The following is a 25,079-nucleotide window of genomic DNA, read 5'->3' on the forward strand; positions in this document are numbered from 1 at the left end:
TGGAAGCGCCTTACGGCGCCGCGACGGCGAGGTTGACGAACTTCTCGCGCTGCATCTTGCCGAGCAGCGAGGCGAGTTCGTCCTGGCTCATCGCCTTGTCGAACTGGAGGCGGAACATGCCGCCCTTGGCATCGCCGATGATCGAAGCCTGGTAGCCGTCGAGCAATGCGGTGATGTCGGCGACGCGCGCCTCGGGCGTGAAGCGCACCAGCGCGCGCGCTGGCGGGACGGTCGTGCCGAGGTCGCGTGTAAGCGGAGCGCTGGTCGAGAGCGAAGCAGTCTGGAAGGTCGCAGTCTGGGTCTTCGTCAACACGGCGCCGATGATTCCGGCTTGCAGCACGAGCGCCATGGCGCCAAGGCTCGCCGACCAGGCCAGCGTGCGCGGCGACAGGCTCGCAAAGAAGGTGGCGATGCGCGCCGACAGCGGCAGCGAACCGGCCGCCCGCGCAGGTTCGGCGTCGATCGCGGCGAACAGCTTCTGCATCGCGCGCGCCGACGGAGCACCCAGGCTCTCGTTCAGATGGATGGTCTCTTCATACTCGCCGCGGATCGCGGCATATTGCTTCGCGAGCTCGGGATCGCGCGCCAGCGCCTCGTCGACGCGGCGCGCATCGCGCGGGTTCAGCGTGCCGGCGGCGTGCCACGGCAGCAGCAGTTCAATTTCACCGGGCTCTTGCTCCAGCATCTTCTTGCTCAAAGCCATCATGGCCAGCCTCGCTCAATGCCGGCTGCTTTCAGCAGTTCGGCCAATTTCTTGCGCGCATAGAACAAGCGCGTCTTCACAGTGTTCTCCGGGATGCCTACGATTTCGGCCACCTCTTCCACGGACTTCTCGTGGTAGTAGACGAGATCGACGATTTCCCGATGGTCCGGCGAGAGGCCCGTCAGACACTCCCGCAACGCTTCACTGGTATCCTTCTTCTGCACCGCCGTTTCCGGATTGTCGGACGTATCCTCAATCGCGTTCGCGGCGTCGTCGTCCAACTCAAAATCCTTCCTGCGCCGGAGCGCAGACAGGGCCTTGAATCGGGTAATGGCCAGCAGCCAGGTGGAAACGGCGGATCGGCCCTCAAACTTGCCGGCTTGACGCCAGACATCGAGAAATACCTCACTGATGAGGTCTTCCGCCGCCTGCTCGTCCCGCACGAGCCGGAGGCCGAACCGATACACCCTGACATGGTGCCGCCCGTACAGCACCTGCATGGCGAGCCGGTCGCCTTGAGCGATCCTGGCGATCAGGATCTCGTCCGAAGCCGCTTGTGTCACGCTCAAAGACCGTCTCGCAAGGTTGGTCGGGTGGATGCGGCAGACGGTTCGACGGGAGGGGTAAAATTGTTCAACCTACCGCAGTCGTACGGGAAGCTGTGTGATCTACCCCACAGACGCGAAATTTCCTGTTGCCACCCGCGGCTGGGCGCTTCGCTCAAGAACGGTAACATAGTAATGAAGCACTTTCCTGAGCAATGCCGTCCCAGCTTAGACGGCCCGACGTGCATGGAACCTTAGCAGCTTAGCACGACATATGTCTTCCGAAGCCCTGCTTTGGCTCGACCGCGTCGCACACGATGCCTAATCGCCGGCAAATTCCTGGGACGGTCGACGTCCCGCGCTGCCGCGCTGTACAGCGTGGATTCGGTTTCGAAGGATACCAAACCTAAAGGCTTGCCACGTAGATTTTTGGGCTGACATCCACGATTGGCGGGACCATGAGCACGGCTGCGACGTCCTTTCCCGAGAGGAATGCCGCTGAGGCCGCGGATCTCGCCCTGACCACCGAAGCGGCGGCACCCGAAGTCCTCGCGCGCCGGATCCGGCAGCGGCGCCAGATGTATGTCGGCCAGGTGGCGAGCTACTCGCTCGGCGCCTCCGTCCTGCTGCTCTACGCTTTTGACGGCGTGATCTCCATGGGCGTTCCGTCACTGTTCTGGCTCGGCGGCCTTCTGATCATCGGGACCTTCACCGTGCTGTCGGAAGCGGGCTTCGGCGACCGGTTCGAGGATCATTACCTCACCGTCTTCCAGATCTCGGCGCATATGACGCTGCAGCTGCTGTTCCTGCTCGCGGTGCCGACAGTCGGAGTTGCGTTCCTTGCCGTGCTGTTCCTGATCTTCGCCTTCGGCACGCTTCGTATGACCTCTAGTCAGGCGATGCTCACCTGGGGCCTTGCGACGTGCGGGCTCGCCTTGGTTTTCCTCGCCTCGGACTTGCCAATCGGACTGCCGGTGACGACCCAGCTGCAACGGGCCGCCTCGATGCTGTGCTTCGTGCTGGTGATCGGCCAGTGCGCCTTCCTCGGCCTGTTCGGCGCCACGCTGCGCAAGATCCTGTACCGGCGCAGCATCGAGCTGAAGGCCGCCTATCAGCGCATCGAGGAGCTGGCGGAGCTCGACGAGCTCACCGGCTCCTACAACCGCCGCTGCATCATGCGACTTCTCGACGCCGAGATCGAAAAATCGCGGCAGACATCGAGGCCTTGCGCGATCGCGCTGATCGACCTCGACTGGTTCAAGCGCATCAACGACGCCCACGGCCATCCCGTCGGCGACGAGGTGCTGCGCACCTTCGCGATCACAATGTTCGCCAATATCCGCCCGGCCGACTGCTTCGGCCGCTACGGCGGCGAGGAATTCTTGCTGCTGCTGCCTGGGATGGACGGCGATGCGGCGTCGCGCATGCTCGATCGCCTGCGCGGGATCGTCGCCGATCTGGACTGGAGCGCATTCTCCCCGGGCATGCGCGTGACCATTTCCGCGGGCGTCGTGACACTACGCGACAACGATACTGCCGACACGTTTCTCGTGCGCGCCGATAGCGCGCTCTATTCCGCCAAGGCACAGGGGCGCAACCGCATTGCAACCAGCTGACCAATCCATTTTCTCCCGGCGCGACAGAAGCCGCGGCCGGGCCGAACGCTCCAGGACAGGGCAATGAGATCCAAAGCCGTAAAATCATCCGAAAGTCTGCTCGAGGAATTGCAAACTGCGCTCTCGCACGGCACCGTCGCGCACCGGGTCGAGACGCTGCGCCGCGTCACCGATCTCTTCGTGGGCAACGCCTTGGACTATTCCGACGACCACGTCCGCGTGTTCGACGACGTGTTCCAATGCCTGATCGAGCAGATCGAGACGTCCGCCAGGGCGCTGCTCGCCGAACGCCTCGCATCGATCGCGGCTGCGCCGCCGAAGATCATCCGCACGCTCGCGCTCGACGAGGTGATCGAGGTTTCCGGCCCGGTGCTGTCGAAATCCGAACGGCTGGACGAGGCGACCCTGATCGAGATCGCGCGCACCAGGGGCCAGGCCCATCTCAAGGCGATCTCGCTGCGGCGGGTACTGTCGGAAGCGCTGAGCGACGTGCTGGTGACCCGCGGCGACGAGGACGTGGTGCAATCGACCGTCAACAATCCGGGCGCGCAACTGTCGGAGGGAAGTCTCGCCGACCTCGTGACCCGCGCCGAACGTGACGACGACCTCGCCAGCTCCATCGGCCTGCGGGCCGACCTGCCCCGCCATCATTATTTGAAGCTGGTCGCGAAGGCCTCCTTGGCCGTGCGCAGGAAGCTGGAGGCCGCGCATCCGGAGCTCGCGGACGACGTGTCCAGCGTGGTCCAGGAAGCGGCGCAGCGAATCCGCGCCGCCAGCATGACCAGGCAGACCGAGAGGGCGCGCGCGCTGGTGAAGTCGCTGCACGAGGACGGCCGCCTCACCGAGCTCCAGGTCGCCACCTTCGCGGAGCAAGGCAAGTTCGACGAAACCAACGCAGGGCTTGCCGCGCTTGCGGGCGTCGCAGTCGAGACCGCCGAGACCATGATGATCGAAAGCCGGGTCGAGGGCGTGATGATCCTCGCCAAGGTCGCGGCCATGCAATGGTCGAGCGTCCGCGCCATCATCGCCCTGCGCGAGAAGCTCGCAGGCGGCTCGCAGACCGACATGGTGACGCTGCGCGACGCTTACGAGGCGCTGCGCAGTTCGACCGCGCAGCAGGTGCTGCGCTTCCACCGCATGCAGCAGGGCGCGACGCCGGCGGCGTGAAGCCGGCGAGCTAGTAGCGTAGGACCTTCGCCCCCACCAGCGCGCCAATTGCCGTCACCAACGCGGTCGCGAGCGTGTACCAGGTCGCGACGAACAGCGGCGAGTCATCGGTGCAGTGCGAGGCGTACAGCGTCGCGGCAAGGCCCGCCGACACCAGGCCGGCGAGCGCGCCGGCGAGCGCGGGGTGGGACGGCGCGCCGTGGCGCAGGCCGAACAGGGCCCCCGCAAGCAGCGGCAGCGACATCGCAGGGATTGCCAACAGGCACACCCTGGAATTCTTGCCCATCAATCGCATCGTCATCGGCATGGCCGGCGCCATCATCGCCTCGCTGCCGATCGCCACCGCGAGCAGCCCGACGGGCAGCAGCAGCAGCCAGCCCCAGCCACGCAGCAAGGCTTCGGGACGCGACAGATGCAGGCTGACGATGATCGCGGGTATCGCGAGCGACAGCGTGACCGCGAACTTCATGTCGAAGAACGGGTTGTGCATCGCGCTCATCACGTCGTGACGCACACCGAGGAAGGTGGCGAAGATCAGAATCGACAGGGGCGCGGCGACCAGCAGCGCCATGGTCAGCACCGCGCCGACGCGCGGCGGGCGATGGGCGTTATCGGCCGCGAGCGTGCGAATGAGTTGATCGGTATCCATGACTAGTGGTTCCGCAGTTTGGCTGTCAGCGCCGCAAGTCCGCGATGCAGCGCCACCCGCACCGCGCCCTCGCTCATCGAATATTTCGCCGCCGTGTCCTTGATCGAGGTGCTGTCGACCGCGATCGACTGCAACACGTCGCGCTGGCGTTGCGGCAGCGTATTGAGCTGGCTGGCGACTTCGCCGGCCGAGACCGTCTCCTGCGGCGCCTCGCCCGGCAGGGTCTCGGCGAAATCGTCGATGTTGACGAAGATCCGCCTCCCCCGTCGCCGCAGCATGTCGATCAGCTTGTTGCGGCCGATCGCAAACAGCCACGGGGCGAAGGGGGCTTCGCTGTCCCAAGTGTGCCGCTTCAGATGCACCGCCAACAGAATCTCCTGCACGATATCCTCGGCCTGGTCGGGAGGCTGCCCGGCCCGCGCCAGGCCGCGCCTCGCGGCAGCACGCAGCACAGGCGTGACCGCCTTCAACAGGCGATGATACGCTGCGTCATCGCCTGCCATGGCCGACCGCATCAGGCCGGTCCACTCGTCCTCACGTCCGCGCACGCGCGCCCTCACCATGCAATTCGGCCGTTCTTTCAGTTTGTTACGCCGGCGGCGGCACGATCACGAATTCGTGATCGTGCTTGGCCGCGCGACCGATACGGCCGTCAAAATCTGCGACGGCTCATAACACCGATCAGTCCCGTCCGCACCCGTGGCCGGCCGCGAACGCAACGGTTTGCCGCGCTTTTGCCCGGTGTGGCCCGAAGATTCCCATTTTCTGCCCCGCTGTGGTCACGCCCCAGGGTCTCTGTTCGCTCCCGGGACGGGTGGAATTGGGGAGATGTCAACATGATGAAAGCCAGCGGGCGCGCGGCCCTGATTCTCCTGGCCGGGCTTTTCGTGCTGTTTGGGGGCGTTGCACAGGCGGCGCCGAGTTCAGCCGCTAGCAGCAAGTCGGACAGCGCAGGCAAACAGGCGGACGAGGTCAAGCCGAGCAAGCAGCGGCGTCACACGTCGCGCCACCGCGACAGCACCAAGACGGCGCAGAAATCCGACGACAAGGCCGACAAGAAGGACGCCGTGGCAACGGCCGATGAGACGAAGGCCGACAATCGTGACGCGCCGGCCTCGAGCCAGATGCCGCCGGAAGTCGCCAACGCCAATGCGCAACTCGCCGCCGCCGATACGCCGACTGCGGCTGCTGCGTCCGCAATGACGGGCCGGGCCAACGACAACGTCCAGGCCGCGGCCGATAACACCGCCACCCCGAACGCCGAGAGCCAGGTCGTCGCACCCGATCAGCTCAATGACATCGATCGCGCCGTGCAACAGGACAACGCGCCGGCGCAGAAGGCGGTGATCGCCGCAACCGACGCGCAGCCGCGTCCGGCACCGGTGATGGCAAGCAGCCAGCAGAGCTCGGCCTGGGACCAGAGCTCCCTGATCGGAAAAATCTTCATCGGCGTCGGCACGCTGCTGACGCTGGCCTCCGCCGCACGCATGTTCATGGCGTGACTTTGGCTTGATTACAGCCTGATCGCCGGCCCGCGGGACCTCGTGCGGAACGCGCATCTCGCCGCGTGTTCCGGCCGTTCCTGCTCCGATGGCTTTGGCGCCTCTTGAAGCCCACCGCGCCAGCGGGCACATTGCCCGCTCAACCAAAAGCGTGGGTGGAGCATGAGCACGTTCGAACACATCATCGTCGAAAGCAATGGCGCGGTCGGCATCATCAAGCTGAATCGGCCGAAGCTGCTCAACGCACTCTCCTTCGGCGTCTTCCGCGAGATCGCCGCGGCCGTCGACGATCTCGAAGCCGATGACGCCATCGGCTGCATCGTCGTGACCGGCAGCGAGAAGGCATTTGCCGCCGGCGCCGACATCAAGGAGATGCAGCCGAAAGGCTTCATCGACATGTTCTCGGAGGATTTTGCCACGATCGGCGGCGATCGGGTCGCGCGCTGCCGCAAGCCGACGATCGCCGCGGTCGCGGGCTATGCCCTCGGCGGCGGCTGCGAGCTCGCGATGATGTGCGACTTCATCATCGCCGCCGACACCGCCAAATTTGGTCAACCCGAAATCACGCTCGGCACCATCCCCGGCATCGGCGGTACCCAGCGCCTGACCCGTGCGATCGGCAAGTCCAAGGCGATGGACCTTTGCCTCACCGGCCGCATGATGGATGCAGCCGAAGCCGAGCGCAGCGGCCTCGTCAGCCGCATCGTTCCGGCCGACAAGCTGATGGACGAGGTGATGGGCGCGGCCGAGAAGGTTGCCGCGATGTCGCGGCCCGCGGTCGCGATGGCCAAGGAAGCGGTCAACCGCGCCTTCGAGACCACGCTCGCCGAGGGCATGAGCGTCGAGCGCAACCTGTTCCACTCGACCTTCGCGCTGGAGGACCGCTCCGAGGGCATGGCGGCGTTCATCGAGAAGCGGAAGCCGGTGAACAAGAACCGGTAAGGAGGCGCGCGGTCAGGCTGGTGTAAGGCAATGCCGTTCCCGCAGAATCCCTGTGATGTACCTGCAACAAGCACGGAATAGATGGGGGTTTCCCCCGCGGCAGTTTGCCTGCGGGACCTCGGCTGGTTAAACAGTTAAGAGAGCCGCCGTCGGCGGGGGCGGACAGCCGGGATTTGCGGATTACATGATTGGGCGTGCCGCCAGAGCTGGTCGCGTGATGACGCGGCATCGATCGGGCGTGGCTCCTGTGCTCGCGACATGGACCACGCTGGCACTCTGTTGCGCCCTGCCCTCCGCCGCACGGGCGGAAGCGCTGCCGGAGGCGCTCGCCAAGGCCTACCAGACCAATCCGCAGCTCAATGCCGAGCGCGCGCGGCAACGCGCCACTGACGAGAACGTGCCGCAGGCGCTCGCGGGCTACCGGCCACAGATCGTGGCAAGCCTCAGCGCCGGGTTGCAATCCGTGCGCAACCTGCTGCCCGACAACACCATCCAGACCGCCAATCTGAAGCCGTGGATCATCGGCGTCACCGTGACGCAGACCCTGTTCAACGGCTTCCGCACCGCCAACAACGTGCGCGCCGCCGAACTCCAGGTGCAGTCGGGCCGCGAGGCGCTGCGCAACGTCGGCCAGGGCGTGCTGCTCGACGCGGTCACCGCCTACACCAACGTGCTCGCCAACCAATCGCTGGTCGAGGCGCAGCGCTCCAACGTCGCCTTCCTGCGCGAAACGCTCTCGGTCACTCAACGGCGCCTCAACGCCGGCGACGTCACGCCGACCGACAGCGCCCAGGCCGAGGCGCGCCTCAACCGCGGGCTCTCCGATCTCAACGCCGCCGAAGTCGCGCTCGCGGTGAGCCAGGCGATATACGCACAGGTGATCGGCAATGCACCGTCGCAGCTTCGCGCTGCCGAAGTCGTCGACCGCTATCTGCCGAAGAGCCGTGAAGACGCGTTGACGATGGCGATCCGCCAGCACCCGGCAGTGATGGCCGCCGGCTTCGACGTCGATGTCGCCTCCACCAACATCCGCGTCGCCGAAGGCGCGCTGCTGCCGAGCGCCAGCGTCCAGGGCAGCGCCAGCAAGAGCCGTAACAACGACCCGACGCTCGGCACCTTCGCCGAAGATCAGGCCTCGATCGTCGCCAATGTCACCGTGCCGATCTACGACGGTGGCCAGGCCGCCGCACAGACCCGGCAGGCCAAGGAGATCACGGCGCAGAGCCGGCTCGTGCTCGACCAGGTGCGCAACCAGGCGCGCACGGCGGCGGTCAGCGCGTGGGTTGTCCATGAAGGCGCCAAGATCGCGGTCTCGGCATCGGAGTCCGAAGTGAAGGCGGCGACCGTCGCGCTCCAGGGCGTGCAGCGCGAGGCCGCCGGCGGACAGCGCACGACGGTGGATGTGCTGAACTCGCAGGCCGATCTGATCCAGGCCAAGGCCCGCCTGATCGGCGCCAACCGCGACCGCGTGATCGCGTCCTATACGCTGCTCAGCGCCGTCGGCCATCTCGACGTCAAGACCTTGAGCCTGAACACGCCGGACTATCTGCCCGAGGTGCACTACCAGCAGGTCCGTGACGCCTGGCACGGCCTGCGCACGCCATCCGGGCAGTAGTTTCCGCAACGCCTTTGGGCTCTCCACCGCCCAGGCACCCACCCTCCTTTGACATTTTGTAGCCCATGGGCTACATTTGCACCTCATGATCGAGGTGAGGCAAACCGAGCATTTTTCGGAGTGGCTGACCCGCCTCAAGGACGCCAGCGCGGTTGCCCGGATCACTGCCCGCGTTCGCCGACAGCAAGAGCGTCGGTCGCAACGTCCGGGAAATGCGCATCGACTACGGACCGGGCTATCGGATCTACTATGTGCAGCGCGGAACGCAGATTGTGATCCTGCTGTGTGGCGGGGACAAGCGCACGCAGCGACGCGACATCAAGCTAGCCCAGCAACTGGCGGAGACAATGTGATGCCAAAAGCAGCGAAAACGACGGTCAAGGCGGCATCCAGGACGACGCGTTTCGACGCTGCCGACTATCTCAACACAGAAGAACGTCAGGCCGCCTATATTGCGGCCGCATTAGAGACCGGCGATCCTGATTTCGTGCGCGACGCACTCGGCCTTGTCGCTCGCGCGCGCGGGATGAGCGCGATCGCGAAGAAAGCCGGGTTGAACCGCGAGAGTCTGTACAAGGCGCTCGGAGAGACCGGAAATCCTGAGTTTGGCACGGTCATGCGCATTGTCGGAGCGTTAGGCCTGACATTGTCCGCCCAACCCGCGACAAGCGGGCGAATGTCGAAGCGCCGTCGAGCGGCGTGAGGGAGCGCGCCGCACCCGCGCAATCGGTTCGGGCAGTCTCAGGATCTGAACATGAAAAGCCGCCGCATCCATCTGATGGGAGCTTCAGGCTCCGGCGTGACGACGATCGGCCGCGCGCTCGCCGGCAGGCTTGCGCTGCCGCATCACGACAGCGATGATTATTTCTGGCTGCCGACCGCGCCGCCCTACCAGACCACGCGCCCCGCCGCCGAACGTTTGCGACTAATGCGCGAGATGTTCTTGCCGCGGCTCGATTGGGTGCTGAGCGGAACCGTGACCGGTTGGGGCGACGAGCTCGTCCCATTCTTCGATCTCGTCGTCTTTGTGACGACGCCGCGCGAGCTCCGCTTGCAGCGCCTGCGTGGCCGCGAGGCTATGCATTTCGGAGCGGATGCCGTCGCACCGGGCGGCTGGCGTCATGAGGAGGCGGAGTCGTTCGTCGATTGGGCCTCGCACTACGAAGCAAGCGATCGCGACGGCCGCAGTCTCGCAAAAGATGAGGCGTGGCTCGCGAAGCTGCCCTGCCCGGTCGTGCGCGTCGACGGCTCACGCCCGCTTGCGGACCTCGTCGAACAGCTATGCAGCGAAGCGCAGCGGCTGCCAGGCTGATGTGATACTGTCGCGACGCCACTGCCAGAATAATAAAAACAGGGGAGAGAAACCATGCTCGATCGACGCAGCGTTCTGCTTGCCTCTCTTGCCGCCGGAGTAGCCATGACCAGCAAAGTCCACGCCCGCGCGGCGCAGCCCGCGACGCCGGTTAATTTCGACGTCCCGGCGCATGCCTGCGACTGCCACACCCACATCCATGGCGATGTCGAAAAATTTCCGTTCTTCGCGGGCCGCGTCTACACGCCGGAGCCGGCGAGCCCCGAAGAAATGGCCGCGCTGCACAAGGCGCTGCATATCGAGCGCGTTGTGATCGTGACGCCGAGTGTCTACGGCACCGATAATTCCTCGACGCTGTTCGGCATGAAGGCGCGTGGCGCGGCCGCGCGCGGGGTGGCCGTGATCGACGACAAAACGACCGAGGCCCAGCTTGACACGATGCATGCAGACGGCTTTCGCGGTGTCCGCCTCAATCTCGCGACCGGCGGCGTCAATGATCCCAATGTCGGCCGGCCGCGCTTCACCGCCGCCGTCGAGCGCATGAAGGCGCGCGGCTGGCACGTGCAGCTCTACACCACGCTGCCCATGATCTCGGCGATCAAGGACCTCGTCGAGACGGCACCGGTACCCGTTGTATTCGACCATTTCGGCGGCCTTGAGGCCTCGCTTGGGCTGGAGCAACCGGGATTTGCCGACCTGGTCGCGCTGGTGAAATCCGGCAAGGCCCATGTCAAGATTTCCGGCGCCTATCGCTCCTCGAAGCTCGCGCCCGACTATCAGGACATGGCGCCCTATGCGCGCGCACTGATCGCAGCGAATGCGGACCGCGTCGTCTGGGGTACGGACTGGCCGCACCCGGATTCGAGCCGTGTCGAGGGACGCAAAGCCACCGACATCGCACCGCTCTACCAGATCGACGACGGCCGCCTGCTCAACCAGCTTCCGGTATGGGCGCCGGATGCGGATGTGCGCAAGAAGATCCTGGTCGACAACCCGGCGCAACTCTACGGATTCTGAGTCGCGACAGGCGCAATTCGGTTCAACGACCGCGACACGGTTCCATAGTGAGGCGTGGAACTGTTGTCGGCGAAGGCACAAACTCGTTGGACTCACACGAACGTGTTTGTGCCCTCGTTCGTTTCTCACCCTTCTGGTTGAGGCGGCGATTCATTTTCGGGGCTACGCACACGCACAGATTTCATTTGTTCGTGCGGGTGCATGTCTTTATCGCATTATCTTGCCGCGCTTTTTTCCGGCATTGGAATTGGTTTCACCGTCGCCGCCCCGATCGGACCGATGGGCATGCTGTGCATTCAGCGCACATTGGCATCAGGCATGGCCACGGGCCTCGCAACCGGCTTCGGCGCCGCGACCGTGCATCTCACCTACAGCGCCCTCGCGGTTTTGGGACTGGGCTCACTGGCACAGCCCTGGGTCGAGGCCAATGCCGCCGGCTTCGGCATCGTCTCGGCGCTCACGCTGCTGTGGTTCGCGATCCGGACCCATCGCGGCTCGGTCGCGCTCCAGACGACCGACGACGTCGACAACGTACGTCTGGCGCGCGCCTATCTCAGCGCCATCGCGCTTGGGTTCACGAATCCGCTGACCGTCATCCTGTTTCTGGCTGCGCTGCACGCCTTCTCCATGCAAGCCGCGGCAGCCCCGTTGATCGCCGGTGTCTTCGTCGGTTCCGCGATCTGGTGGACCGTGCTCAGCACGATCGTGGCAACGGCGCGATCACGGCTGACGCCGCGCATGCTGTCGATGAGCAGCCGGTTGGCCAGCCTGATGCTGCTGGGCCTCGGCACCATGATGCTGGTGCGGATCGCGCAGCGAATGCTGTGATTGGCAGCGTCAGCGTGCGCGGCGGGAGAAGAAGGAGATCAGCACCGGCAGCGTCACCAGGATCACGATCGGCGCGAGCATCATGCCCGTCACTACGACCACCGCGAGCGGCTTCTGCACCTGCGAGCCGATGCCTTCCGACAGCGCGGCCGGCAACAGACCGATGCCCGCGACGACGCAGGTCATCAGCACCGGCCGAAGCTGCAATTCGCCGGTGCGTATCACCGCGCTCATGCGGTCCATGCCCTCTTCGATGAGCTGGTTGAACTGCGACAGGATGATGATGCCGTCCATCACGGCGATGCCGAACAGCGCGATGAAGCCGATCGCTGCCGAGACACTGAAGGCGGTGCCGGTGATCAAGAGACCGAGCACGCCGCCGAAGATCGCCATCGGGATCACGCTCATGGCGAGCAGCGTGTCGGTCATCGAGCCGAAATTGAACCAGAGCAGGACGCCGATCAGCGCCAGCGAGATCGGCACCACGATCGACAATCGCCGGATCGCGTCCTGGAGATTGCCGAATTCGCCGACCCAATCCATGTGCGCGCCGGGCGGCAGCTGCACCTGATCGGCGATCTTCTGCTGCGCCTCTCGGATCGCACTGCCGAGGTCGCGCTCACGCACCGAGAACTTGATCGGCAGATAGCGTTCCTGCTGCTCGCGATAAATGTAGGCCGCTCCCGAGACGAGGCTGATGGTGGCGACCTCGCTCAGGGGGATCTGCGTGACGGTGCCGTTCGGTCCGGGCGCGCCGATCCGCAAATTCTGGATCGCCTCGGCGCTCCTGCGGAATTCCGGCGCGAGACGAACGATGATCGGGAAGTGGCGGTCGCTTCCCGCCTCGTAGATGTCGCCGGCGGTGTCGCCGCCGATCGCGACCTTGATGGTGGCATTGATGTCGCCCGGCGCGAGGCCGTAGCGCGCGGCCTTGGCACGGTTGATGTCGATCTGGATGGTCGGCTGCCCGAGTGAGGTGAACACCGCAAGATCGGTGACGCCCTGCACGGTTGCCAGCACCGACTTGATCTTGTTGGCGGTGTCGGTCAGCGCCTGGAGATCGCTGCCGAACAGCTTGATCGAGTTCTCGCCCTTCACGCCGGAGACGGCTTCGGAGACGTTGTCCTGGAGATATTGCGAGAAGTTGAACTCGACGCCGGGGAAGCGATCGTCGAGCTGCTTGAGCAGCTGCGCAGTCAGCTCTTCCTTGTCGCGGGTGCCGGGCCATTGGCTCGCGGGCTTGAGCGGCGCGAAGAACTCGGCGTTGAAGAAGCCGGCGGCGTCAGTGCCGTCATCGGGGCGGCCGTGCTGCGACACCACGGATTCCACTTCAGGCCGCGCGCGGATCACCTTGCGCATCTCGTTGACGTAGGAGTTGCCTTCCTGGAGCGAGATGGTCGGCGGCAGCGTGGCGCGGATCCAGAGATTGCCCTCCTCCAGCTTCGGCAGGAATTCGAGGCCAAGCAACCGGCTGAGCGCAACCGTCATCAGCACGAGGCCGAACGCGCCACCGAGCATGATGCCGCGGTTGGCGACCGCCCAATGCAGCACCGGCATGTAGATCCGATGCAGGATCAGCATCACCCTGGTCTCGGTCTCATGGACATGCGCGGGCAGGATGATCGCGGACAGCGCCGGAGTGACGGTGAAGGTCGCAAGCAGGCCGCCGGCCAGCGCATAAGCATAGGTGCGCGCCATCGGCCCGAAGATGTTGCCCTCGACGCCGGAGAGCGTGAACAGCGGCAGGAAGGCCGCGATGATGATCGCCGCGGCGAAGAAGATCGAACGGGAAACATCGGCCGCTGCGCTGAGGATGGCGTGGCTTTTCATGCCGAACAGCGTCTCGGACGACATCTGCTCGGATTCCGACATCGGCGTCGTCTGCGTCAGGCGCCGGAAGATCGCTTCCACCATGATGACGGTGGCATCGACGATCAGGCCGAAATCGATCGCGCCGACCGACAGCAGGTTCGCCGATTCCCCGCGCAGCACCAGGATGATCACCGCGAAGAACAGCGCGAACGGGATAGTGGCGCCGACGATCAGCGCACTGCGGAGATCGCCGAGGAAGATCCACTGCAACAGCACGATCAGCAAGATGCCGACCACCATGTTGTGCAGCACGGTGTGGGTGGTGAGCTCAATCAGGTCACCGCGGTCGTAGATGCGCTCGATGCGCACGCCGGGCGGCAGGATGCTGGACTCGTTGATGGTTTGAACGAGCTGGTGGACGCGCTTGATGGTTGGCGAGCTCTGCTCGCCACGGCGCATCAGGACGATGCCCTGCACGATGTCGTCGGCCTCGTCGAGGCCGGCAATGCCGAGACGTGGCTTCTGGCCGACGGTAACGGTGGCGACGTCCTTGACCAGCACCGGATTGCCGTTGGTCTGCGAGACCATGGTGTTGGCGAGGTCGTCGATCGAGCGGATCAGGCCGACGCCGCGCACCACTGCCGATTGCTGACCGATATTGACGGTGTTGCCGCCGACATTGACGTTGGAATTACCGACCGCCTGGAGCAATTGCGGCAGCGTCAGGCCGTTAGCGACCAGCTTGTTGAAGTCGACCTGGAGCTCGTAGGTCTTGCTCTTGCCGCCCCACCCGGTGACGTCGATCACGCCGGGCACGGCACGGAAGCGCCGCTGGAGGATCCAGTCCTGGATGGTCTTGAGGTCGAGCACGCTGTAGTTCGGCGGACCGACGAGACGGTAGCGGAAGATCTCGCCAATCGGGCTGAGCGGCGAGATCTGCGGCTGCACGTTGCCGGGCAGTGGAGCGAGCTGCGCCAGGCGGTTCAAGACCTGCTGCAACGCCTCGTCATAAGTGTAGGCGAAGGAGAACTGCAGTTTGACGTCGGAGAGGCCGTAGAGCGAGATGGTGCGAATGGTCGTCAGGTTCTTCAGACCCGCGACCTGGGTCTCGATCGGAATCGTGATGTAGCGCTCGATCTCCTCCGCCGACAGGCCCGGGCTCTGCGTCACGATGTCGACCATCGGCGGGGTCGGATCGGGGTAAGCCTCGATGTTGAGCTGGTTGAACGCGATCAGGCCGCCGATGAGCACGGCGACGAACATCCCGACCATCAGGAAGCGCCGGTTGACGGCAAGGGCGACGAGGCGATCCATTCAGGTCTTCAGCTTGTCTTTTTCCGGCCCGTCAATCAGCTGCCGGACGCGGCGCGGTCGATGAACAGGCTGCCTTTGGTGACCACCTGCTCGCCGGGCTTGAGATTGCTGGTGACCTCGACGAGGTTGCCATTGATGAGACCGATCTTGATCTCGCGCAACTCCACCGACTTGTCCTCGCGTGCGACCCAAAGGCGGACCTTGTCGGCTTCGTAGATCAAGGCCTGCTTCGGTACCGCCGGCGCGGCGCGGTCGCCGGACGAATAGATCGTGACGTTGGCGAACATCTCCGGCTTCAGCAGACCGTCCTTGTTGTCGATGGTGGCGCGGACCAGCAGGCGGCGGGTACTCGGATCGATCGCGGCGGCGACGTAGTTGACCTTGGCGGTCAAGGGGCGGCCCGGCAGCGCCATCACGTTGACGCTGATGTCCTGCCCGACGCACACGGCAGCCGCATCGCTCTCGCGCACGAAGGCGGTGAGCCAGACCGAGGAGAGGTCGCCGACCACGAAGACCGGATCGCTGGCGCCCGAATTAACGTACTGGCCGGGGCCGATCTTACGCTGCACGACCGTGCCCGCGATCGGCGAATAGATCGTGACCTCCGGATTGATGACGCCCTTGTCCTGGAACGCCTTGATGGTCTCATCGGTGAAGCCGAGGATCCGCAGCTTGTTGCGCGCGGCTTCCAGCGCGGTCGCCGAGGAGCGCATGTCGTTCTGCGCCTGAACCTGGGTCGCTTCCGCCTGCTGATAATCCTTCAGGGGGATGGCATGGCCCTCGTAGAGGTCCTTGGCGCGCTTGAACTGGATGTCGGCAAGATCGATCGCCGACTTCGCCTTGTTCTGCGAGCTCATCGCCGCAATGAAATCGTTCTGGGCCTGCACGGTGTCGGCGGCCTCGATTGTGAACAGCGGCTGACCTTGCTTCAGCACCTCGCCGGGCTTGGCGAGCAGCTTGGTCACCCGGCCCGCATAAGGCGAGAATACCGGCGTCGAACGGTCCTCGTCGACTGCGACCTTGCCCTCGGTGACATACTCGGCGCGGAAGGTCTTGGCCTTGACCGGCTCGATCGTCAGCGTCGCCCATTCCGACGGCGTCGGCGTGAAGTTCTGCGCATTCCTGCGCGACTGGCTGGAGATCTCGGAGTGGCTCTTCTCCTTGGCTCCCGCATAGAGGAAGCCGTAGGCCCCGGCACCGGCAAGAGCTAGTAAAACTACGGATGTAATCACCCGTTGTTTTGTAAGCACCTGCAATCGCTTGGTATTTTCAACTACCATGGGGCCCGGTCGTGTCTGCGATGATACCGGCGGATGCCCGCTTCATCGGTCGCGCTAATAGTGCCGAATTGTGATTTCAAACAACCTAAAAAACGCCGGGCGCCTTTCGGTTTGCGTTAAAAATTTGCGACACGTCAGCTTCACGTCAGCTTGTCACCGGCCACTCTGCCGGATGACTGCCGAGCGGCATCGCCGGACGGCTCCATTGCGCCGGCGTCTTCGAAAGCAGCGCTGAATGGCGCACCGCCTTCAACGTGCCGAAGCCAGATGGCATGCTCTCGATGAATGCAGCATGTACGGCCTCGCCCGTAATATCCGGGGTGTTCAGGCCATTTTCGAGCCGTCCGAGATTCCACAGCCAGCGCCCGGTCTGCGCCAGCGACACGCGCACGTGCCAGCTGCCGCCTTCGCGGACCTGGCGGGCCTTGGCCATCATCGCGCCGAACGCCATCAGATAGCCGGTGGCGTGGTCGAGCATCTGCGCCGGCAATTCCTTCGGTCCATCGATGCCGGCAGCCTGTCCCTCGGCATGGTTGAAGCCGGTCGTAGTCTGCACCAGCGAATCGAAGCCGCGCCGTTCCGCCCAGGGGCCGGCATGGCCATAGGCCGACAGCGTCACGTAGACGATGCCGGGGTTGATTGTCGCCGCGTCCTCCGGCGTAAAGCCGAGAGCAGCAAGCGCGCGCGGGCGATAGCCTTGTGAGAAGATGTCGGCGTCTCTCAAGAGCTCGCGCAACCGCGCACGTCCGGCCTCGCTCTTCAGCTCGATGAAGGTGGTGAGCTTGCCGCGGCTGGTGTCGATGGTCAGCCACGGAATGGCCGGCAGTTCGGGGCCTGACACGAGCAGCACATCCGCGCCGTGCGCGGCGAGCGTGCGGCCGGCAACGGGGCCCGCGATGACGCGCGAAAGATCGAGCACGCGCAGGCCGGAGAGCGGGCGATCGCCTTTTGACAGTCGTTGCGGCCACGGCTTCGGCGGGGCCTCGCCGATCTTCTCGATCGAGACCAGCGGCAATTCGGCGAGCGCGCGGGCCTGCGGCAGCGCCGACCATTCGTCGTAGGAGCGCATCAAGGCAACGACGCCGCCCGCAGCGTAAGCCGCAGTCTCGAAATCCTCGCCCTTCCATTGCATCAATGCGGCCTGCACCTTCTCGCGCTCGGGTTCGCAGCCGAGGACCTTGCAGACGGCGTCACGATGATGCGGGAAATTGGTGTGGCAGCGGACGAACCGGTTGTCTCCGGTTCTGTAGACGCCGGCGATGGCGTCCCAGGCGGGCGGCGGCGGCTTGTCGTCGACGCGCAAATAGCGCTCGGAGCGGCATTCGGCGACGGCATGGCGCAGGTCGACGCTAACGTCCTGCGCCTCGCCGCTGCGCAATCTCCAGATTTCGGCGGCAGCAAGGCCGGCGGCTGCGATCGTCGTTTGGCCGGCAATTGCGACGCGAAACGAGGACGGGATTTGCGGCTCCTCGCCCGTCAGCCGCACGCGCGCGAGCGCGGCGGCGTCACCGCCGGCGGAGGTCCAGATGCCACTGAGAATCTCTGTGGGGCTTTGCATGACCCTTCTCTCCCCTTAGTTTGCGATCATCGCATTAGCACACAAGGACATGCAATGGCCGCCATCGATCCCCTCACCGCAGGCGCCGTGTTCATCGCAACGGCAGCCACCGACGCGGTCTATGTCATGTTCACCTCGGCGGTGATCGCGCGCAAGCGCGTGCCCGCGGCGAACTGGAGCGCGGTCTGGTACATGCTCTCCTCCTACGCCGTGATCAGCTACACCGAAAATGCGTTCTATGTGGCTTTCGCGGCGATCGGCTCCTGGGCCGGCGCCTACGTCTCACTGACATTCCTGCACCGCCCGCCCGGCGGCCCACCGGTGGGCGCGGCACCGGAGTGAGGGTGATCGATTTGAACGACGCAATCAAACGCACGCAGGATGTCGTCCTGGCGAAAGCCAGGACCCATTACCCCGGTCGAATGTTGTTGAAATGCGCGTTGGCCACAACATCGCACAGCAACGAGGGTTTGTGGTAATGGGTCCTGGCTTTCGCCAGGACGACATTGGAGAGGCACCCCGCTTTGTTCGCAACGACAGCGCGCGACCAACAACAAGGAAAACCAAACAATGGATCTCGGTCTCAAAGGCAAGAACGCCGTCGTACTCGGCGGCACGCGCGGCATCGGGCGGGCGATTGCGGCGACGCTGGCCGGCGAAGGCAGCAATGTCGCGGTGTGCGCGCGCAACGCCGATCAGGTTGCCGCCACCGTGACGGAGTTGAAGGCCAGCGGGATCCGCGCGACCGGCGGCCCGGTCGATGTCACCGACGGCGCGGCGCTGAAATCCTGGATCGAGAGCGCGGCAAAAGAGCTTGGCGGCATCGACATGCTGTTCTCCAACGCGGGCGCGATGGCGCAAGGCCATGATGCCGCGTCGTGGGAACAGAATTTTCGGCTCGACCTGCTCGGCGCCGTGCATGCGTTCGACGCCGCGCGGCCGTTCCTCGAGGCCAGCGGTGCGAGCAGCGGTGACGCCGCCTTCGTGATCATCTCATCGATCTCCGCGGCGCAAGCGGACACGGCGAGCTCCTACGGCCCGATCAAGGCGGCATTGATCCACATGGCCAAGGGACTGGCGCGGCAATATGCGAAGAAGAAGATCCGCGTCAACGTGGTCTCGCCTGGCACGGTCTATTTCAAGGGCGGCGTCTGGAATACCATCGAGCAGAACATGCCCGAGCGTTACAATGATGCGATGAAGCGTAACCCCACCGGCCGCATGGCCACGCCACAGGAGATCGCGAGCGCGGCGGTATTTCTGGCGAGCCCGGTGTCGGGGTTCACCACGGGCTCCAATCTGGTGGTGGACGGCGCGATCTCGAACCGGGTGAATTTTTGAGGCCACGCTGTCATCGCCCGGCTTGACCGGGCGATCCAGTATTCCGATGCGACAGAAGTTGAATCGTGAAGCCGCGGCGTACTGGATACCCCGCCTCCGCGGGGTATGACACCGAGAGTGTGACGCGCACTCGTCGCAACAATCTCGTGGCAGCAGAGTGCGCTACATTCTTCAATGGAAATCCCGCGACGGCGGCAAGATGCGGACGTTGCGGGGGTGGCGAAGCTTTTGCGCGGGCGCATCCGGGTGGGCGCGGGGGTCGTCGTTGAGCGGCTCGATCGGGGCGGCGCCTGCCGGCACCGGATGCTTGCGGGTCAAGGCACCGTTGGCAAGCCCGATCAGGTCGTGTGAACGGTCGATCATGCGCTGGGCGATAAGGTGCGTCACCTTTTCTGGGCTGCTCTGGATGTAGCCTTCGACCAGGATGAGACGTGCGCCCATCACCTCTTTCCGGTACTGCTCCATGATCTTCGGCCACACCACGACATTGGCGATGCCGGTTTCGTCCTCCAGTGTCATGAACACGACGCCGCTGGCGCTGCCCGGCCGCTGTCGTACCAGAACGACGCCGGCACAGCGAACGCGGCGCCGCTCGTTGTCATGATTGATGTCCTTGCAGGCGATGATGCGCTCGCGCGTAAACATCTCGCGCAAAAATTCCATCGGATGGCCTTTGAGCGAAAGGCGAATGGTTTGGTAGTCCGCGACCACCTGTTCGGCGCGCGGCATCACCGGCAATGGCCTGGCGTGCTCGTCCGGCTGCTCGCGCGCGGTAGCCACCTCGAACAGCGGCAGCGGCACGTCGTCGGGCAGGCGCCGCACCTGCCACAGCGCCTCGCGGCGGTCGAGCCCGAGCGAGCGGAACGCGTCTGCATCGGCGAGCAGGATCAACGCGCGCTTGGGCAGGCCGGTGTCGCGGGCGAAGTCTTCCAGCAAGGTGAAGGGCCGGCGGTTGCGGGCGGCGACGATGCGGTCGGCCCAGTCGGGCGCTCTCTCCACATGGTCATTCCGGGACGCGGCTCTTTTCAGCCTTTCCTCATCCTCGTCCAGCCAGTGGAAACCGTCGATCTGGCGGAAGCCGAGACGTACCGCGCAATACCCGCCATTTCCCTGCTCCAGCGTGCTCTGCGCAAAACTGTAGGACACATCGATCTCGCGCACCTCGACGCCGTTCTTGCGGGCATCGCCGACGATCTGCGCCGGCGCGTAGAAGCCCATCGGCTGCGAGTTCAGCAGACCACAGCAGAAGGCATCGGGATGATGATATTTCAGCCATGAAGATATGTAGACGAGTTGCGCGAAGCTTGCGGCATGGCTCTCCGGAAAACCGTAGGAGCCAAAGCCCTTGATCTGGTCGAAGCAGCTCTTGGCGAAGTTCGGATCGTAGCCGCGCGCGACCATGTTGCCGATCAGCTTCTCCTCGTATTGGCCGATGGTGCCGACATTGCGGAAGGTCGCCATGGAGCGGCGCAGGCCGTTGGCTTCCTCGGAGGTGAATTTTGCCGCCTCGATCGCGATGCGCATCGCTTGCTCCTGGAACAGCGGCACGCCCAATGTTTTGTGCAGCACATTGTAAAGTTCGTCCTTGTCGCCATGATCCGGTGACGGCGACGGATAACTCACTTTTTCCAGGCCGTTCCGCCGCCGCAAATACGGATGCACCATGTCGCCCTGGATCGGTCCCGGCCGCACGATCGCGACCTCAATGACGAGATCGTAGAAGGTCCGCGGCTTCAGGCGCGGCAGCATGTTCATCTGGGCGCGGCTCTCGACCTGGAACACGCCGAGCGACTCCCCATCGCACAGCATGTCGTAGACTTTGGAATCATCCTGCGGGACGCTCGCCAGCATCCAGCGTTCGCCCTTGTGCTGCTCGATCAGATCAAAGCACTTGCGGATGCAAGTCAGCATGCCCAGCGCGAGCACGTCGACCTTCATCATGCTGAGCGCGTCGACATCGTCCTTGTCCCATTCGATGAAGGTGCGATCATCCATCGCCGCATTGCCGATCGGCACATAGGTGTCGAGCCGGTCTTGCGTGAGCACATAGCCGCCGACATGTTGGGACAGATGACGCGGGAATTCGATCAACTCGGTCGCGAGCTCGACCGCGAGGTTGATCATGGAATTTTGCGGATCGAGGCCGGCCTGCCTGACCTGCATGTCGTTGAGGCCCTTGCCCCAGCTTCCCCACACCGTATCGGCGAGGGCCGCGGTGACGTCCTCGGTTAGGCCCAGCGCCTTGCCGACGTCGCGGATGGCGCTGCGCGGGCGATAATGAATGACGGTGGCGATGATCGCGGCGCGATGGCGGCCGTAACGCCGATAGACATATTGCATCACCTCCTCGCGCCGCGAATGCTCGAAATCGACGTCGATGTCGGGCGGCTCCAGCCGTTCCTTGGAGATGAATCGCTCGAACAGCAGATCGACCTTGGTCGGGTCGACCGAGGTGATGCCGAGCACGTAGCAGACCGCCGAATTCGCTGCCGATCCCCGCCCCTGGCACAAAATGTTCTGGCTGCGCGCGTAATGCACGATGTCGTGCACGGTGAGAAAGTAATGTGCGTATTTCAGTTCGGCGATCAGCGCGAGTTCTTTCTTCAGGGTGGCGCGCAGCTTGTCGTCGATCTTGCCGCCAAAATATTTGTCGACACCGGCCCAGGTCAGATCCTCCAGATGCCCTTGCGCGGTCTTGCCCCGCGGCACCGGCTCGTCCGGATACTGATATTTGAGCTGGTCGAGCGAGAAGGTGATCTTGTCCGCAAAGCGAATGGTCTCCGCGACAGCCTCAGGGAAATCGCGGAATAGCCGCGCCATCTCCCTGGGCGTCTTCAGAAACCGCTCGGCATTGCCTTCCAGCTTGCGGCCGACCGCCTCGATCGTGGTTGTTTCCCGGATGCAGGTCAGCACGTCCTGGAGGGGACGGCGCGCGGGGTGGTGATAGAGCACCTCGTTGGTCGCAAGCAGCGGCACTTTTGCTTTTGAGGCGAGATCATCGAGCTGCGCGAGGCGACGGCGGTCGTCGCCGCGATAGACCAGGCTCGCCGCCAGCCACACGCCCTCGGCCCGACTTGCCTTCAGCTTGGCGAGGATGTCCTGCGCTTGCGCCGCATCGAAGCGATGCGGCAGCGTCAGGATCAGGAGCTGGCCTTCGGAAAACGCAAGGAGATCGGCGAAGGTGAGATGGCACTCGCCCTTCGCGATCCGCGTGATGTCGTCGCCGCGCTTGCCCCTGGTGAGAAGCTGGCATAGCCGGCCATAGGCGGCGCGGTCGCGCGGATAGACCAGGATATCGGGCGTACCATCGATGAAGACGATGCGCGCGCCGATCAGAAGTTTTGGCTTGTGCAGCACCTCGTCATTGTCGAGCTCCTTGTAGGCGCGCACCACGCCGGCGAGCGTGTTGTGGTCGGCGATGCCGATCACGGGAATGCCGAGTTTGCTGGCCTGATGCACATAGGCGCGCGGATCCGAGCCGCCGCGCAGGAAGGAAAAATTCGTGGTGATGCCGATCTCGGCATAAGCTGGCGTAGTCATGCGAAGAGACCGTGCACATACCAACCGGGAGGAACGGGCTTGCCGTCGCCGTCGAAGCACTCCCCCTCGTAAAGACCATCGCGAAAGATCCAGAAGCGCAGGCCTTCGGCATCCTCGATACGGAAATAATCCCGCGTCAGTTGCTTGCCGTCCTGCCGCCACCATTCCATGGCGATGCGCTCGGGGCCTTCCACCCGCACCACCGCATGCTGCGCGCGGCGCCAGGTGAATTGATGCGGCGGGCCGTCGGGCACGGTCGCGAACGGCACATTGATCGGCTCAGGCTTGTCGAACAGCCGCAACGGACGCAGCGGCGGCTCACTTTCAGTGCGCGCGGGCCATTCGGCCTGCATGGCCACGGCGAGATGATGCTGGGCAGGCCCCGCCAGCACCGCACATTCGGGGATATGGGTATCCTCAGGCAGGTGCACGACGACGCGCTTTCCGCCGATGCGCGCGGCGATGCGGTCGATCAGCGCAGCAAGCTCGTCATTGTCGTGGACATGGGCATCGAGATCGCGCTGCTCCTGCACCACGATCTCGGTGCGGCTTGCCGACAGCCGCACCATGTCGAAGCCGAAGCCGGGATCGAGCGGATCGGCGAGTGCATCGAGACGCTCGCGGAACAGCCGGTCGACGACCGCGCTCCGCGTCACGGGACGTCCGGTCTCGACCATGATCGCACGCACTGCGCCGTCGGTACGGAAGAAGGTGGCCTCAAGCCGGCGCGCGCCCTTGCCCTGCTTCTCCATCGACGCGATCAACGTGTCCGCCAGGCGCGACAGCGTCATCGCGATCATGGTGTCGGTCGCGATCGGCTCAGCAAAGCGTTTCTCCACGATGTAATCGGGCAGCGGCTTTCGTGGATTGATCGGCGCATCGCCCTGCCCCAGCGCATGCGCGAGCAGTGTGGAGAATCGTGCACCAAACCGCGCCGTGATTTCGCTCGGCGTTCGCGAGGCCACATCGCCGATGGTCTTCAAGCCGGCGCGGCGCAGGCCGGTGGTGATGGCCTCACCCGCACCAAGCGCGGACACCGGAAACCGGCTGATTGCCGCCGCCTCCCCGTCATCGGCAACGATGCTACCGGATGCCTGCCGCGTCAGCGTGCGCGCGCAGACCGAGGTGCCGGCGACCGCCGCGCTGACGGCAAAGCCCTGGCGATCGAGGGCACGGACAAGGGTTTGCAACAGCGCAGCCTCGCCGCCGAACAGATGCGCGCAGCCGGTGATGTCGAGGAACAGCCCGTGCGGCGGATCGAGCGCCACCAGCGGCGTGAAGCGGTCGCACCAGTCGGCGATGTCGCCGATCGTCTTGGCATCGGCCACGGCATCGGCGTCGAACACCTTTAAATCAGGACACATCGCCCGGGCATTGGCCAGCGGCTGGCCGATATGCAGACCGAGGCGCTCGGCCGCCTCGTCCAGCGCATGGATCACCAGCGCGTTGCTGTCCTTGATGACGACAATGCTCGGATCATTGGTTCTACCCAGCCCGACGCCGTCGAAGAACCGCTGGATCCGGTCGATGGGCAGGCGCGGCAGCCACAGGCTGAGGATACGCCGACGATTCAGAGAACTGGCACTCATCACATTTCCATTCCATGATCCACCGGCCACACGGGCCATGACGATTGCGCAGGAGCTCGGCATCGAAGCGCGGCGCACCCCAGGCACTCCACATCGCGCCCGGCGGCGAATGCGCCGCGCGCAGCATCCACCTGGTCTCGGCGGTCGAGGGCAAAGGTTGCGCGGCCATCCGCAGCAGCAAGCCGGTGACACCGGAAGACTGCGCAGCCAATGTCAGCTTGCGGCTCGCTACGAGATCGAACTGCCTCGTCTCGCCCCAGAGCTCGAGCACGACGGCGCCCAGCGCGTCGCAGGCGAGTGCATCAGCCGACGTGCGCAGCGCACTCTCCACGTCGGCGGCGCGCACCATCACCATGCGACGCGGATCGAGACCGATCTCGGCGAGCCCGCTCATCGACAGCGCGCCGGTTTCAATTTCCGAAAAATCCTGCCGCACCCACAGCAGCGGCTTGCGTGCCGTCACGCGCCCCGCAAGTCCCGTGACAAAGCCGGTCGCGGTCGCGCCCTGACGTCCCTCGCAAAACACCTCGTGGATTGCCGCGCGCGCGAGCCCGCCCTTTAGCGCGCTGTCGGCCTCGCGGTGGCCGAGCGCGACACGGTCGCGATGATGCACGACCTCCGCCGTCTCGATGCGCTCGATCTGGCCGCGCAAGGCTGCAAGCGCGCTTGTTCGTGCGCCGCTCATATACGCCGCTCCTCAAGGGTGATTGCCGGTGGCTCTCAAAAAGAGAACCAGCGGCTAGCTCATT

At 64.7% G+C, this 25,079-nt stretch carries 22 protein-coding genes; 12 read left to right on the forward strand and 10 right to left on the reverse strand.

Annotation, left to right across the window (positions count from 1 at the left end):
- Positions 1-10: 10 nt before the first annotated feature.
- Positions 11-706 carry a hypothetical protein gene (locus AC0L30_RS08675; RefSeq protein WP_007593580.1) on the reverse strand — a complete coding sequence of 232 codons (696 nt, stop codon included), beginning with the start codon at positions 704-706 and terminating at the stop codon, positions 11-13.
- The gene (locus AC0L30_RS08680; protein ID WP_007593582.1) at positions 703-1,272 is read right to left on the reverse strand and encodes a sigma-70 family RNA polymerase sigma factor; all 570 of its coding nucleotides are present in this window, start codon (positions 1,270-1,272) and stop codon (positions 703-705) included. Before AC0L30_RS08680 ends, AC0L30_RS08675 begins: the two co-directional genes overlap by 4 nt.
- A 434-nt stretch (positions 1,273-1,706) precedes the next feature.
- Between AC0L30_RS08680 and AC0L30_RS08685 the strand changes: the two genes are divergently transcribed.
- Both AC0L30_RS08685 and AC0L30_RS08690 read left to right on the forward strand, forming a co-directional pair.
- Positions 1,707-2,864: a GGDEF domain-containing protein gene (locus tag AC0L30_RS08685; protein ID WP_007593584.1), complete on the forward strand. Its 1,158-nt coding sequence runs from the start codon at positions 1,707-1,709 to the stop codon at positions 2,862-2,864.
- 63 nt (positions 2,865-2,927) lie between these two features.
- The gene (locus tag AC0L30_RS08690) at positions 2,928-4,031 is read left to right on the forward strand and encodes a DUF2336 domain-containing protein (protein WP_007593586.1); all 1,104 of its coding nucleotides are present in this window, start codon (positions 2,928-2,930) and stop codon (positions 4,029-4,031) included.
- A gap of 10 nt (positions 4,032-4,041) precedes the next feature.
- Here the strand turns inward: AC0L30_RS08690 and AC0L30_RS08695 are convergent, their stop codons facing one another.
- The gene (locus AC0L30_RS08695; protein ID WP_007593588.1) at positions 4,042-4,680 is read right to left on the reverse strand and encodes an NrsF family protein; all 639 of its coding nucleotides are present in this window, start codon (positions 4,678-4,680) and stop codon (positions 4,042-4,044) included.
- 2 nt (positions 4,681-4,682) lie between these two features.
- Complete coding sequence (locus tag AC0L30_RS08700) at positions 4,683-5,228, reverse strand: sigma-70 family RNA polymerase sigma factor (protein WP_007593589.1); 546 nt, start codon at positions 5,226-5,228, stop codon at positions 4,683-4,685.
- Between the two features lie 288 nt (positions 5,229-5,516).
- On the opposite strand from AC0L30_RS08700, the gene AC0L30_RS08705 reads away from it, so the two are divergent.
- From AC0L30_RS08705 to AC0L30_RS08740, 8 genes are all read left to right on the forward strand, one after another.
- Positions 5,517-6,182: a hypothetical protein gene (locus tag AC0L30_RS08705; RefSeq protein ID WP_007593590.1), complete on the forward strand. Its 666-nt coding sequence runs from the start codon at positions 5,517-5,519 to the stop codon at positions 6,180-6,182.
- Positions 6,183-6,344: 162 nt separating this feature from the next.
- Positions 6,345-7,124 carry an enoyl-CoA hydratase gene (locus tag AC0L30_RS08710; RefSeq protein ID WP_473404131.1) on the forward strand — a complete coding sequence of 260 codons (780 nt, stop codon included), beginning with the start codon at positions 6,345-6,347 and terminating at the stop codon, positions 7,122-7,124.
- Positions 7,125-7,341: 217 nt separating this feature from the next.
- Positions 7,342-8,739, forward strand: a complete 1,398-nt coding sequence (locus AC0L30_RS08715; RefSeq protein ID WP_007593592.1) for a TolC family outer membrane protein — start codon at positions 7,342-7,344, stop codon at positions 8,737-8,739.
- A 152-nt stretch (positions 8,740-8,891) separates the two neighbouring features.
- Positions 8,892-9,092 (forward strand): type II toxin-antitoxin system RelE/ParE family toxin, encoded by a 201-nt coding sequence (locus tag AC0L30_RS08720; RefSeq protein ID WP_311985936.1) that lies wholly within the window; start codon positions 8,892-8,894, stop codon positions 9,090-9,092.
- A complete protein-coding gene (locus AC0L30_RS08725) occupies positions 9,092-9,442 on the forward strand; it encodes an addiction module antidote protein (RefSeq protein ID WP_007593593.1) in 351 nt (116 codons plus the stop codon). The genes AC0L30_RS08720 and AC0L30_RS08725 overlap by 1 nt, the downstream gene beginning before the upstream one ends.
- A gap of 51 nt (positions 9,443-9,493) precedes the next feature.
- Entirely contained in the window at positions 9,494-10,051 is a 558-nt protein-coding gene (locus tag AC0L30_RS08730) for a P-loop NTPase family protein (RefSeq protein WP_473404132.1), read from the forward strand.
- Between the two features lie 54 nt (positions 10,052-10,105).
- Positions 10,106-11,068, forward strand: coding sequence for an amidohydrolase family protein (locus AC0L30_RS08735; protein ID WP_473255734.1), 963 nt, complete (start codon positions 10,106-10,108; stop codon positions 11,066-11,068).
- Between the two features lie 201 nt (positions 11,069-11,269).
- Positions 11,270-11,896, forward strand: coding sequence for a LysE family translocator (locus AC0L30_RS08740; protein WP_007593596.1), 627 nt, complete (start codon positions 11,270-11,272; stop codon positions 11,894-11,896).
- 9 nt (positions 11,897-11,905) lie between these two features.
- Here AC0L30_RS08740 and AC0L30_RS08745 read toward each other — a convergent pair whose 3' ends face one another.
- The 3 genes from AC0L30_RS08745 to AC0L30_RS08755 all read right to left on the reverse strand — a co-directional run bounded on the left by AC0L30_RS08745 (position 11,906) and on the right by AC0L30_RS08755 (position 17,860).
- The gene (locus AC0L30_RS08745) at positions 11,906-15,022 is read right to left on the reverse strand and encodes an efflux RND transporter permease subunit (protein WP_007593597.1); all 3,117 of its coding nucleotides are present in this window, start codon (positions 15,020-15,022) and stop codon (positions 11,906-11,908) included.
- Positions 15,023-15,057: 35 nt separating this feature from the next.
- Positions 15,058-16,302, reverse strand: coding sequence for an efflux RND transporter periplasmic adaptor subunit (locus tag AC0L30_RS08750; RefSeq protein WP_007593598.1), 1,245 nt, complete (start codon positions 16,300-16,302; stop codon positions 15,058-15,060).
- Between the two features lie 145 nt (positions 16,303-16,447).
- Positions 16,448-17,860 (reverse strand): CoA transferase, encoded by a 1,413-nt coding sequence (locus AC0L30_RS08755; protein WP_007593599.1) that lies wholly within the window; start codon positions 17,858-17,860, stop codon positions 16,448-16,450.
- 54 nt (positions 17,861-17,914) lie between these two features.
- On the opposite strand from AC0L30_RS08755, the gene AC0L30_RS08760 reads away from it, so the two are divergent.
- Both AC0L30_RS08760 and AC0L30_RS08765 read left to right on the forward strand, forming a co-directional pair.
- Positions 17,915-18,202: a hypothetical protein gene (locus tag AC0L30_RS08760; protein ID WP_007593600.1), complete on the forward strand. Its 288-nt coding sequence runs from the start codon at positions 17,915-17,917 to the stop codon at positions 18,200-18,202.
- Positions 18,203-18,430: 228 nt separating this feature from the next.
- Entirely contained in the window at positions 18,431-19,201 is a 771-nt protein-coding gene (locus AC0L30_RS08765; RefSeq protein ID WP_007593601.1) for an SDR family NAD(P)-dependent oxidoreductase, read from the forward strand.
- A gap of 171 nt (positions 19,202-19,372) precedes the next feature.
- Here AC0L30_RS08765 and AC0L30_RS08770 read toward each other — a convergent pair whose 3' ends face one another.
- From AC0L30_RS08770 to AC0L30_RS08780, 3 genes are read right to left on the reverse strand one after another with little or no spacing between them, the layout of a single operon-like run.
- Positions 19,373-22,741, reverse strand: a complete 3,369-nt coding sequence (locus AC0L30_RS08770; RefSeq protein ID WP_473404133.1) for an error-prone DNA polymerase — start codon at positions 22,739-22,741, stop codon at positions 19,373-19,375.
- Positions 22,738-24,330, reverse strand: coding sequence for a Y-family DNA polymerase (locus AC0L30_RS08775; protein ID WP_473404134.1), 1,593 nt, complete (start codon positions 24,328-24,330; stop codon positions 22,738-22,740). The genes AC0L30_RS08770 and AC0L30_RS08775 overlap by 4 nt, the downstream gene beginning before the upstream one ends.
- Entirely contained in the window at positions 24,227-25,015 is a 789-nt protein-coding gene (locus AC0L30_RS08780) for an ImuA family protein (protein WP_354127644.1), read from the reverse strand. The genes AC0L30_RS08775 and AC0L30_RS08780 overlap by 104 nt, the downstream gene beginning before the upstream one ends.
- Positions 25,016-25,079: the final 64 nt, after the last annotated feature.

The sequence above is a fragment of the Bradyrhizobium sp. MI1.11 genome, assembly GCF_055811255.1.

Coding starts and splice junctions, on each gene's coding strand:
- AC0L30_RS08770 (WP_473404133.1), bottom strand. CDS start 22,741: ATGACTACGCCAGCTTATGCCGAGATCGGCATCACCACGAATTTTTCC.
- AC0L30_RS08730 (WP_473404132.1), top strand. CDS start 9,494: ATGAAAAGCCGCCGCATCCATCTGATGGGAGCTTCAGGCTCCGGCGTG.
- AC0L30_RS08740 (WP_007593596.1), top strand. CDS start 11,270: ATGTCTTTATCGCATTATCTTGCCGCGCTTTTTTCCGGCATTGGAATT.
- AC0L30_RS08705 (WP_007593590.1), top strand. CDS start 5,517: ATGATGAAAGCCAGCGGGCGCGCGGCCCTGATTCTCCTGGCCGGGCTT.
- AC0L30_RS08710 (WP_473404131.1), top strand. CDS start 6,345: ATGAGCACGTTCGAACACATCATCGTCGAAAGCAATGGCGCGGTCGGC.
- AC0L30_RS08725 (WP_007593593.1), top strand. CDS start 9,092: ATGCCAAAAGCAGCGAAAACGACGGTCAAGGCGGCATCCAGGACGACG.
- AC0L30_RS08715 (WP_007593592.1), top strand. CDS start 7,342: ATGACGCGGCATCGATCGGGCGTGGCTCCTGTGCTCGCGACATGGACC.
- AC0L30_RS08675 (WP_007593580.1), bottom strand. CDS start 706: ATGATGGCTTTGAGCAAGAAGATGCTGGAGCAAGAGCCCGGTGAAATT.
- AC0L30_RS08755 (WP_007593599.1), bottom strand. CDS start 17,860: ATGCAAAGCCCCACAGAGATTCTCAGTGGCATCTGGACCTCCGCCGGC.
- AC0L30_RS08765 (WP_007593601.1), top strand. CDS start 18,431: ATGGATCTCGGTCTCAAAGGCAAGAACGCCGTCGTACTCGGCGGCACG.
- AC0L30_RS08745 (WP_007593597.1), bottom strand. CDS start 15,022: ATGGATCGCCTCGTCGCCCTTGCCGTCAACCGGCGCTTCCTGATGGTC.
- AC0L30_RS08750 (WP_007593598.1), bottom strand. CDS start 16,302: ATGGTAGTTGAAAATACCAAGCGATTGCAGGTGCTTACAAAACAACGG.
- AC0L30_RS08735 (WP_473255734.1), top strand. CDS start 10,106: ATGCTCGATCGACGCAGCGTTCTGCTTGCCTCTCTTGCCGCCGGAGTA.
- AC0L30_RS08760 (WP_007593600.1), top strand. CDS start 17,915: ATGGCCGCCATCGATCCCCTCACCGCAGGCGCCGTGTTCATCGCAACG.
- AC0L30_RS08690 (WP_007593586.1), top strand. CDS start 2,928: ATGAGATCCAAAGCCGTAAAATCATCCGAAAGTCTGCTCGAGGAATTG.
- AC0L30_RS08685 (WP_007593584.1), top strand. CDS start 1,707: ATGAGCACGGCTGCGACGTCCTTTCCCGAGAGGAATGCCGCTGAGGCC.
- AC0L30_RS08695 (WP_007593588.1), bottom strand. CDS start 4,680: ATGGATACCGATCAACTCATTCGCACGCTCGCGGCCGATAACGCCCAT.
- AC0L30_RS08775 (WP_473404134.1), bottom strand. CDS start 24,330: ATGAGTGCCAGTTCTCTGAATCGTCGGCGTATCCTCAGCCTGTGGCTG.
- AC0L30_RS08780 (WP_354127644.1), bottom strand. CDS start 25,015: ATGAGCGGCGCACGAACAAGCGCGCTTGCAGCCTTGCGCGGCCAGATC.